The sequence below is a fragment of the Streptomyces sp. P5F9 genome (assembly GCF_057961495.1).
Genome location: NZ_JBXVPZ010000083.1, coordinates 21,347 through 27,828 on the forward strand (window position 1 = coordinate 21,347; position 6,482 = coordinate 27,828).

Consider the following 6,482-nt stretch of genomic DNA (forward strand, 5'->3'; position numbering starts at 1 on the left):
TGGCGGACGACCCTTTGGGCCACCGACCTCCAACGCCCTATCCCTCCGGCGATATGACTACCGTGTACGAGTTCACCTGGCCGCCCGTCGCGCAACATCCCGAAAGATTGTCAACCAGATTGAAATGCGATAGAGCACCATCACCGCGAGCCGCGAGCCGCGAGCCGCGAGCCGCGAGCCGCGAGCCGCGAGCCGCTGATCGGGTGGAGGAACAGGTTTGTTAGAGGCGGCCGCCTTGTTCGGTAGCCAACCACTTCGCGTGCCCGTAGGGCACGACGCCCACCGCTGGAGTACCTTCCACGGCGAGCGCACTCTTGTCGTCGCCGCCCGTACCGTCACCTCGACCGTACGGGTCCTCGAAACACTGCCGGCCCTCCTGCGCGACGACACTCGCGTGACCGTCGTCTTCGCCTTCGATCCCACCTCCGCGTTCAACGACGGCGTCCTCGACCTCCTCCACGCCGCAGGCTGCCGGGTCGCCCCCTGGGAGCAGCTGGCGCACGTCGCCCCCGACCTCATCCTGTCCGCCAGCGAGAACATCGACGTGCCGGAAGGCGACTGCCCAGTACTGGTGCTGCCGCACGGCATCGGTTTCCAGAAGCGCGTGCCGGATTCCCGGAGTCCGCACGAGCGGCTTTCCGGAGTCGTACCGGACTCCCTGCTGGAGACGGGACGCGCCTGGCTGGCGATCTCGCATCCGTCGCAGGAGGAGCAACTGCTCGCCACCCACCCGAAGGCAGCTGGGCGCACGCTCCTGGTGGGCGACCCGTGCTTCGACGAGCTTGTCGGCAGCCGATCGCGCAGGAACGCCTATCGAGAGGCGCTGGGCGTCGCGGAGCATCAGCGTCTGGTCATGGTCAGTTCGACCTGGAGGCGCACCTCACTGCTGGGCAGCCACCCGGACCTGATCCCCCGTCTCCTTGCCCAATTCCCCTGTGACGAGTACCGGGTTGGCGCGATCATCCACCCCAATGTGTGGTCGGCCCACGGTGCCTGGCAGATCCACACCCTGCAGGCCGCCGCGCTGGACGCGGGACTGCTGCTGATGCCGGCCGTCCACGCATGGCGGCCCGCACTCGTCGCCGCGGACGTCCTGGTAGGCGACCACGGCTCGGTGACGCTGTACGGCGCGGCGGCCGGTACACCAGTGCTCCTGGCCGCGTTCGGAGGTGACGCGGTCCCTGGGACAGCCGTCCATGCTCTGTCGGCCGTCGCGCCGCGGCTCGACACACGCGGGGACCTGCGCCGGCAAGTGGACGATGTCGTAGGCGAGCACACGCCCCAGCGGTACGCGGCGATCGCGGCGCAGGCCTTCGCCGAGCCGGGACATGCCCTGGCCCGGCTCCGCGCCGCCTTCTACCACCTGTTGAAACTCCCGGAGCCGTCCTCTCCACCGCCGGCCCCTCTGGTACTGCCGATCCCGGATCCGCCCGCCGTGCCGGTCACCTCGTGGCAGGTCACCACTGACGTCACCGGGGACAGCGCGGCGCCGACCGTCACCGTGCACCGCGTTCCGGCGGCCGTCGCCGCGTACGTCACGACCCGCCTGGACTCCCCCACCCGCTTCACGCACCTGGCCTGCGCAGACGACGAACGTGACCACCGGCTGGCCGAGAGCGCCTCGGTACTTGTCCGGCAGCACCCCGCGCCCACTTCGGTCGGAGCGCTGCGCTGGATCGAGGACACGCTCGCCCAGCGGCCCGGAAGCCTTCTCGCGGCGTCAGCCGTGCGTGGGGGCGCCTGTCTGGTCGGGCTCAGGGACAGCCGCGTCGTGGAAGTCACCGTCACCGGTCCGGTACTGGATCCGGGCTTGTCGACCGCGGTCGTCTACGCCTGCCTGCGCACAGGGCTTCCGTTGGATGACGCCCAAGTGACGCTGCGGATCGGTGAGATGCGGAACGAGGACGTCCTCCTGAGGCTTCGCGCCACCCCGCCGGCCGCATGACGCCCTGCCCGCCCGAGGAACCGGCTCAGTCGTCGTCGAGGTCCTCCAACCGCCGCCGCGCCTCCGCCGCCCTGGAGTGGTTGCCGAGCGCCTCGTGGATGTCGGCGGCCCTCCTCAGGGACTCACGCACCAACTCCGCACGGCCACCCGCCCGCTGCGCGATGTCGGCGAGCCGCTCCAGGGCCTGTGCCTCGTACTGCATCCCTTTCGCTTCCGCCCCCAGGGCCTCGATCGCCCCTTGCAGTTCACGGATCGCTTCCTCGGTCTCGCCCAGATGTTCGTGTACGACGCCGATGGCGGCCCTCACCCGGGCGGCCATCCGGCGATCGGGCTCCCTGCGGCTCTCCAGATCCCGCAGTGCCCGACGCAGCAGGTCCATGGCCTCCGCGTGATCGCCTCGGGTGTCGAGAGCACACCCGAGGAAGAAGGTGGCAAGGGCGGCTCCGCGGGTCTCCCCGGCCTGCTCGTTGAGTTCGAGGGAGCGCCGGTAGGCCCCGACGGCCTCGGACGGGTCGACGACGTCCAGGTACCGGCCGAGGAACTCCTGAACAGAGGCACGCAGGTCCAGGCGATCGGTCGCCTCGGCGAGGGCGACGGCCCGTTCCAGTTGTTCTCCCGCGCGGTCGTTCTCGCCGAGGTCGAGCAACGGGCGCGACAGCAGGCTGCGCAGCCGGGCCTCGCCCGCCATGGCGTCCGTCATCTCCCTTGGCGAATCCGCCGAGGCCGCCGCCGCAGCGGCGCCCTCGATGCCCAGTACCAGCGATTCCCGCCACGCCCCGAGGTAACGGTGGTAGAGGAACAGCACCGAGAAAGCCTCAGCCAATTGCCAGGCCAGGGTGTCCAGTCCGTACCGGACAGCCGTGCGCAGTACCGCGAGGATGGCGGCACGTTCGGTGTCCAGCCACTCCAGTGGGGGTGGCCCGCCGGCCGTGGCGAAGGGATCGGCTGCCTCTCCCAGGAGGTCTGCCAGTTCGGCGATCCGTAGCCGCTCCTTCCTGAGCGCCCGGTCGGCGAACGCGGTCAGCACGAGATAGTGCCTGCCCACCCGCTCCGTCAGGGCCGCCCGCTCGGTCTCCGGCTCCTCCTCGACCGCACGTTCCTGGGCGTGCAGACGGACCAGTTCGTGCATGCGGTACCGGCCGTCGCCCACGGCCTCCAGCAGGCTCTCCTTCGCCAGGACGCGCAACAGGCGCTTCGAGCTCCCCGTGGTGACATCGGCGGCGACCGCGGCCACGCCTGCGTCGAAGGTGCCGAACGGCAGCCATCCGAGCAGCCGGTAGAAGCGGGCGGCGTCGGACGGCAGCAGCCGATAGGAGGGACCCAGTACGGCGGACACCGAGGACTCCTCTCCGTCCAATGCCATCCCTGCCAGTCTTCCAGCCTCTTCGTCGAGTTCAACGGCAAGATCCGCCATGCTGAGGCCGTCATCGGTGGCCAGACGCGCCACCACGACCTGCAGGGCCACCGGCAGACCGCCGCACAGCTCCACCAGGCGTTTCGCGGCCTCCTGTTCGGCCTCGACCGCCGCCGCGCCGCACCGGTCCTTCAACAGCTCGATCCCGCCGTGCGCGTCCAGCGGTTTGACGGAGATCAACCGGGCACCATCGTGGGCGGCCAGTTCTCCGAGCCTCCCCTGGCTCGTGGCCAGGACCGCGCTGCCCGGCCCTTTGGGGATCAGCGCACGGACCTGTCCAGGCTGGTTGACGTCATCAAGGACGAGCAGGAGACGCAGGTCGGCCGTACGCGACCGGAACAGGTTGGTCCGCTCAGCAAGGGAATCCGGCATGCCGAGGTCACCTCCCGGCAGCGACCTCAGGCACATCGCCAAGGCCTCGGAGACGTCCCCGCCGGGACCGGTCATCGGCGTGACCTGATCGCGCAAGGCGGCGAAATCCACGTACAGCTGCCCGTCCGGAAAGCGTTCGCGGGCCCGCGCCGCCCATCGCCAGGCCATGGCTGTCTTGCCGACACCAGGAAGTCCGTGCAGTACGTCGACACCGACAGCCGCGGAGTTGTCCGCCGGCCTGCCGAGTGTCTCGTCCAAAGCCGCGAGTTCAGCCGTCCGATTGCTGAACGGTACGGTCACGACGGGGACTTGGTCAGGTCTGGCGGGAAGGCCGGCTGCGGATGCCGGTGCCGATTGGACGTAGAAGGCGACACCGCCGTGAATGTGCGAGCCCTGGAAGGCCGGGCCGTAGTTCACTCCACCGCTGACCATGTTGACGAAGGTCCGTGATGCCTCCGGCGCCAGCGCAGACAGCAGTTGTGCCAGTTCCTCCGCCGCACGGGGATCCACCTGGAAGATTCCCTCCAGCCGCTGCCGCAGACGCTCGTGGACTCGTTCCTGGGCCTGGCTGTCTCCTGCCGACCGCGCCCTGTCCAACTCCTCACGCTCTGCTCGCAGTTCGTCCTCCGCAGGCTCACCCGAAGCGCGTCGCCCGAAGAACCGGACCACACCGCCCTTGGCCCGCTCCCACGACTCCGAAACGATCAAACCCACGAGCGTCGTCGCCCCCGACGCAGCAAGAGCGGCCAACTCGGCTTCCACACAGCCCCCTTCACCCATCCAGCCCCACAGGCCAGTCGGACCCAACCGTAGAGAGATCTTGGGCACTTGGACAGTCAGGCTCGCTGTATACGCCGCGTCCACCTGCTCCTCCAGAGGTGCGGAGTTTGCCACCGAACAGCCGCCTTCGGGACATGTTCCGGGACCACTTGAGGAACTGAGCAGGCTGTCAGTGGGAGTCGATAGCGTCTCGGCCCATGAATGATCAACGACCTGAAGTGATTGTCCGCAAGGCGGAGCATGCGGATGTCGACGGTCTTGTGGCCTGCAGTCGTGCCTTGTTCGCGGAGGACGCCGGGACCCGTGACCCGAGCATCAACGTCAACTGGCCGCGCGAGCACGGGCCTCAGCGTTTCTCTGCCGGCGTAGGGGATCCCAGCCGGTTACTTCTCGTCGCGGAACGAGACGGCGAGGTCGTGGGCCACCTCACGGGCGTGGTGACCGAGGCGTCTGCGATGAAGCCGGTGAGGGTCGCCTCGCTGGTGAGCATGTATGTGCAGCCCGCATATCGCCGAGGGCAGATCGGCGGGCGCCTGATCGGGGAGTTCAGGGCCTGGGCGAAGGAAAAGGGAGCACACCTGGCGGAGGTGACGGCGTATGCGAGCAACACCGAGGCGATCCGGTTCTATGAGCGCAACGGTTTCGCTTCCAAGTCAGTGACCTTGGAAGTGACGTTGTAGCCGTTGCACCACGGCGTCGGCCGCCGCACGACCGTGCGGCGGCCGTCAACTCGTATGAGTCTTCCGGGCCCGAGCTTTGGTCTTGGCCAGGCGGTAGGACTCGGCGCCCGGGTGTGAGTAGTTGTGGTACCCACTGCGGTGGCGACACCTCTGCGGTGTTCGCTCGTTGAGTCTGCGTCTCGGAACTCCCGCGAATTTGTCCGTGATCCGTAACAGGCGGATCCTCCACCGCCTTTACGCCGTCCTGACGGGTGCACGGAGTCGATCAACCAGGACAAGGGCAGGCTGACATGGCGCGGCACGGCGGGCGGGGTTGGTACGGGCGGGTACTCGCGGCGGCGGTCGGGGTGACCACGGTGGCGGCGGCAACGTCGGTGTGGACCGCGCAGGCCGGTGTCGTCGACGCGCAGGGCGCCGGGGGCGGCTCCGGGCGTCCCTCCGCGGCCAGTTCGGCCCCCGCCCGGGCCACCGTGTCGGAGGAGATCGTGCACGCCTCCGACAAGGGCGCGCGGGGCGTCAACATCACCATCGACGACGGCCCGGACCCGACCTGGACGCCGCAGGTGCTCCAAGTACTCAAGGAGTACGGGGTGAAGGCCACCTTCTGCATGATCGGCCCCGAGGCCGAGGCCCACCCCGATCTGGTCAAGGCGGTCGTGGCGGCCGGGCACCGGCTGTGCGACCACACGGTGTCGCACGACACGACGATGGACAAGAAGTCCGAGTCGTACCAGTCGCAGGAGATCCTGAACGCCGCGAGCATGATCACCAAGGCGTCGGGGGGCGTGCGACCGCAGTACTACCGTGCGCCGGGCGGCGCCTTCACGCCGTACAGCCGGCACCTCGCCGCCTCGCAGGGGATGCGCCCGCTGGGCTGGAACGTCGACTCCAAGGACTTCGAACTCCCGGGTACGGACGCCATCATCGCCACCGTCAAGAGCGAACTGCCCAACGGGCCGACGATCCTGTTCCACGACGCCGGCGGCGACCGCTCGGAGACCGTGGCCGCACTGCGAGAGATCCTGCCGTGGCTGAAGCAGCAGGGTTATTCGTTCGGATTCCCCGTGCGCTGAACGGTGGCGGGGCGAACAGTGCGCTGAATTGGCGTTCGCTGTTTTTCAGGTGACGAGTATGTGTGGAAAATGTGTAACGGCCCCGCGAGGTGACGGTATTTAACCGTGTCAGTGACGATTCGCGCTGCTGTCGGTTCCCGATGAAGGCTTGCGGCGATTTCAGGCGTGCAGTAACTACGTGACACATGAACCTGTTCAACCGTGCTGCGCCCCTCCGC

The 6,482-nt window shown here is 68.5% G+C and carries 4 protein-coding genes; 3 read left to right on the forward strand and 1 reads right to left on the reverse strand.

What is annotated here, in order from left to right; genetic code table 11:
- The first annotated feature begins 259 nt into the window (after positions 1-259).
- Entirely contained in the window at positions 260-1,945 is a 1,686-nt protein-coding gene (locus AC31A1_RS16380) for a hypothetical protein (protein ID WP_489654017.1), read from the forward strand.
- A gap of 25 nt (positions 1,946-1,970) precedes the next feature.
- Here AC31A1_RS16380 and AC31A1_RS16385 read toward each other — a convergent pair whose 3' ends face one another.
- A complete protein-coding gene (locus AC31A1_RS16385) occupies positions 1,971-4,445 on the reverse strand; it encodes an NB-ARC domain-containing protein (protein ID WP_489654018.1) in 2,475 nt (824 codons plus the stop codon).
- A 263-nt stretch (positions 4,446-4,708) separates the two neighbouring features.
- On the opposite strand from AC31A1_RS16385, the gene AC31A1_RS16390 reads away from it, so the two are divergent.
- Both AC31A1_RS16390 and AC31A1_RS16395 read left to right on the forward strand, forming a co-directional pair.
- On the forward strand, positions 4,709-5,191 hold the full coding sequence (locus AC31A1_RS16390; protein WP_489654019.1) for a GNAT family N-acetyltransferase: 483 nt from the start codon (positions 4,709-4,711) through the stop codon (positions 5,189-5,191).
- A 290-nt stretch (positions 5,192-5,481) separates the two neighbouring features.
- Positions 5,482-6,264, forward strand: coding sequence for a polysaccharide deacetylase family protein (locus AC31A1_RS16395; RefSeq protein WP_489654020.1), 783 nt, complete (start codon positions 5,482-5,484; stop codon positions 6,262-6,264).
- Positions 6,265-6,482: the final 218 nt, after the last annotated feature.